General features: G+C 68.6%; 5 protein-coding genes. 4 read left to right on the plus strand and 1 reads right to left on the minus strand.

Annotated elements, in window-relative coordinates; all coding sequences use genetic code 11:
• Nucleotides 1–512: alpha/beta hydrolase (locus tag N878_RS14720; protein ID WP_021444390.1), on the minus strand; the 512-nt coding region annotated here is incomplete at its 3' end.
• Between the two features lie 123 nt (nucleotides 513–635).
• Between N878_RS14720 and aroC the strand changes: the two genes are divergently transcribed.
• The 4 genes from aroC (at nucleotide 636) to N878_RS14740 (ending at nucleotide 3,750) form a co-directional block, all read left to right on the plus strand.
• Nucleotides 636–1,727 (plus strand): chorismate synthase, encoded by a 1,092-nt coding sequence (aroC, locus tag N878_RS14725; RefSeq protein ID WP_021444391.1) that lies wholly within the window; start codon nucleotides 636–638, stop codon nucleotides 1,725–1,727.
• 88 nt (nucleotides 1,728–1,815) lie between these two features.
• A complete protein-coding gene (locus N878_RS14730) occupies nucleotides 1,816–2,979 on the plus strand; it encodes an MFS transporter (protein ID WP_021444392.1) in 1,164 nt (387 codons plus the stop codon).
• Entirely contained in the window at nucleotides 2,976–3,515 is a 540-nt protein-coding gene (locus tag N878_RS14735) for a hypothetical protein (protein WP_021444393.1), read from the plus strand. Before N878_RS14730 ends, N878_RS14735 begins: the two co-directional genes overlap by 4 nt.
• Before the next feature lie 43 nt (nucleotides 3,516–3,558).
• Nucleotides 3,559–3,750: a PLDc N-terminal domain-containing protein gene (locus N878_RS14740; protein WP_021444394.1), complete on the plus strand. Its 192-nt coding sequence runs from the start codon at nucleotides 3,559–3,561 to the stop codon at nucleotides 3,748–3,750.
• The last annotated feature ends 105 nt before the right edge of the window (nucleotides 3,751–3,855 follow it).

The raw sequence follows: 3,855 nt of genomic DNA on the forward strand, positions 1-3,855 counted from the left end.
GATACCAGCGCCTCGGCGCCGCTGCCCGCGGCGGCCAGGCTGGCGATCAGCGCGCCTTCGCTGTGGCCGATCAGGATCAGCCGGTCGAAGCGCGGATCGCCCTCGAGCAGGCGTCCCCAGGCCTCGGCATCGGCGACGTAGCGCTCGATGCTGAGGTCGCGTTCGTCGGGCGTGGCGGCGCGGCTGGCGGCCACGCCGCGCTTGTCGTAGCGCAGGCTGGCGATGCCGTGGCGCGCCAGCAGCTGCGCCAGCTTCTTCAGCGCGTCGTTATGGCCGCCCTCGGGGTTGTTGCCGTCGCGGTCGGTGGGGCCGGAGCCGGCGATCAGCAGCACCACCGGCACCGGCTCGTCGCTTTGCGGCACCAGCAGGCTGCCGTACAGGGTGCCCTGGTCGGTGTCCAGGCTGATGGGCAGTTGTCGGGTGGTGTTGGCCTGGGCCAGGCCGGTTATCAGGGCAAGGGACAAGAGCAGGGTTCGCAGCATGATCGGGGCAGGGTGGTGGCAGACCGGCATTGGACGCCGGTCGCCGACCAAGGTTCGGGGTGAACTGCAAGGTCGCCGCGGGTATACTCGCCCACCTCGTTAAGCGGCCTGCGCAGCGGCAGGTCGGGGCTGAATTTCGCGGAGCGTCGTCCCATGTCCGGCAATACCTACGGCAAGCTGTTCACCGTCACCACCGCCGGCGAAAGCCATGGCCCGGCCCTGGTCGCCATAGTCGACGGTTGTCCGCCGGGCCTGGAGCTGTCGCTGGAGGACATGCAGCGCGATCTCGACCGACGCAAGCCGGGCACCAGCCGCCACACCACCCAGCGCCAGGAAGACGACGTGGTGGAGATCCTCTCCGGGGTGTTCGAGGGCAAGACCACCGGTTGCGCCATCGGCCTGCTGATCCGCAACACCGACCAGAAGTCCAAGGACTACTCGGCGATCAAGGATCTGTTCCGCCCGGCCCACGCCGACTACACCTACCACCACAAGTACGGCATCCGCGACTACCGTGGCGGCGGCCGCAGCTCGGCGCGCGAGACCGCCATGCGCGTGGCCGCCGGCGCCATCGCCAAGAAATACCTGGCGACCCAGGGCATCGTGGTGCGCGGCTATATGAGCCAGCTCGGTCCCATCGAGATTCCGTTCAAGACCTGGGACAGCGTCGAGCAGAACGCCTTCTTCAGCCCCGACCCGGACAAGGTGCCCGAGCTCGAGGCCTATATGGATCAGCTGCGGCGCGACCAGGATTCGGTGGGCGCCAAGATCACCGTGGTCGCCGAAGGCGTGATGCCGGGCCTCGGCGAGCCGATCTTCGATCGCCTCGACGCCGAACTGGCCCACGCGCTGATGAGCATCAACGCGGTCAAGGGCGTGGAGATCGGCGCCGGCTTCGCCAGCGTTGCCCAGCGTGGCACCGAGCACCGCGACGAGCTGACCCCCGAAGGCTTCCTGTCGAACAATGCCGGCGGCATCCTCGGCGGCATTTCCAGCGGCCAACCGATCGTCGCCCATCTGGCGCTCAAGCCCACCTCCAGCATCACCACGCCGGGGCGCTCGATCGACGTCGACGGCAACCCGGTGGAGGTGATCACCAAGGGGCGCCACGATCCCTGCGTGGGCATTCGCGCCACCCCCATCGCCGAGGCGATGATGGCCATAGTGCTGATGGATCACCTGCTGCGTCATCGCGCGCAGAACGCCGAGGTGCGCGTCACCACCCCGGTGCTGCCGCAGCTGTGACCGCTTGCGTAGGTTGGGTTGAGCGCAGCGATACCCAACAACCGCGGCCCCGGGTGTTGCTGCGCTCGACCCGGGCTAAGACCAGGCCATGATCGCCGCGTTGCCTTACTGGCGCCTGTCCGGCTTCTACTTCTTCTACTTCGCCCTGCTCGGCGCCACGGCGCCGTTCCTCGCCCTGTACTTCGACCACCTGGGCTTCTCGCCGGCGCGCATCGGCGAGCTGGTGGCCATCCCCATGCTGATGCGCTGCCTGGCGCCGAATCTGTGGGGCTGGCTCGGCGATCACAGCGGCCAGCGCCTGCTGATCGTGCGCCTCGGCGCGCTGTGCACCCTGGTGTGCTTCGCCGGCATCTTCGTCAGTCACAGCTATGCCTGGTTGGCGCTGATCATGGCCGCGCACGCCTTCTTCTGGCACGCGGTGCTGCCGCAGTTCGAGGTCATCACCCTGGCCCACCTGCGCGAGCAGGCCGCGCGCTACAGTCAGATCCGCCTGTGGGGCAGCATCGGCTTCATCGTCGCGGTGGTCGGCCTGGGCCGCCTGTTCGAGTGGCTGAGCCTGGACGCCTACCCCTGGGCGCTGGTGCTGATCATGGCCGGCATAGTCGCCGGCAGTTTCTGGGTGCCCAACGCGCAGCCGCTATCGCGACCCGGCAGCGCCGAGCAGGGCGGTTTTCTGCGCCAGCTGCGCCGCCCCGGCATCCTCGCCTTCTACGCCAGCGTCGGGCTGATGCAACTGAGCAACGGGCCCTACTACACCTTTTTGACCCTGCACCTGGAGGCGCTCGGCTACGGCCGCGGCACCATCGGCATGCTCTGGGCCCTGGGCGTGGTGGCGGAGATTCTGCTGTTCCTGGTCATGGCGCGGCTGCTGCAGCGCTATTCGCTGCGCGTGGTGCTGCTGGCCAGCTTCCTGATCACCGCCGTGCGCTGGCTGCTGCTGGGCAACCTGGCTGACCAGCTGGCGATCCTGCTGCTGGCGCAGTGCATGCACGCCGCCACCTTCGGCGCCTTCCACGCCGCCAGCATCCACTTCATCCAGCGCAGCTTCGAAGGCGGTCAGCAGGGCCAGGGCCAGGCGCTGTACGCCACCCTGGCCGGCATCGGCGGCGCCCTCGGCGCGCTGTATGCCGGCTACAGCTGGAACAGCATCGGCCCGGCCTGGACCTTCGCCCTGGCCAGCCTGGCGGCGCTGGCCGCAGCCGTTATCATTGCCACTCGTCTGCCCCCGGAGTCCGAGCGAGAATCCCCATGACCAGCCTGAGCGTTCACCTGCAAACCTCCCCGCAGCTGCCGAACAAGGTGCTGACCCACGCCGAGGACATCGCCAGCACCCTGGCCGAGGTCGGCGTGCGCTATCGCCAGTGCCCGCCGCCGGCGAAGCTGCGCCCCGGCTGCAGCGAGCAGGAGTTCGACGCCGCCTGCGGCGCCTGGCTGCAGGATCTGCGCGGCGAGGGCGGCTATCGCCAGCACGAGCTGCTCAGCCTGGAGCGCAACCATCCGCGCAAGCTCGAGCTGCGCGCGCGCTACCTCGACGAGCAGACGCAGCCGGCCGCCAGCGCCTGGCTGTTCGTCGGCGGTTTCGCTCAGCTCAGCCTGCACCTGGGCGAGTACGTCTATGTGCTGCAGGGCGAGCGCGGCGATCTGCTGGAGCTGCCGGCGGACACCCGCCACTGGTTCGACCTGGGTGAGGAGCCGCACCTGCTGCTGGTGCGCCTGAGCGCCACGGCGGAAGCGCCAAGCCTGACCGGCGACCAGATCGCCAGCCGTTTTCCGCGTCTGGGCGACTGAGTGGCTATCCTCTGAGGGCAACCCTTCACACAGGAGTGTCGTCATGGGTTCCACCCTCAATGGGCTGATCGGCCTGATCATTCTGGCCCTGGATATCTGGGCCATCATCAACGTGGTGAAAAGCAGCGCCGAAACCGGGATCAAGATTCTCTGGGTGCTGCTGATCATCTTCCTGCCCGTGCTGGGGCTGATCATCTGGGCGCTGGCCGGGCCGCGCGGCAACGTCAGGCTGTGATGCGCATCTGGCTGCTGGTGCTGCTGCTGGCGCCGCTGTGGACCTCGGCAGCGCAGCCGGCCGACGCCTGGCAGGCGCTGCGCGAGGGGCGGGCGCTGCTGATCC

The organism is Pseudomonas sp. EGD-AK9 (assembly GCF_000465935.2).
Lineage (GTDB): Bacteria > Pseudomonadota > Gammaproteobacteria > Pseudomonadales > Pseudomonadaceae > Aquipseudomonas.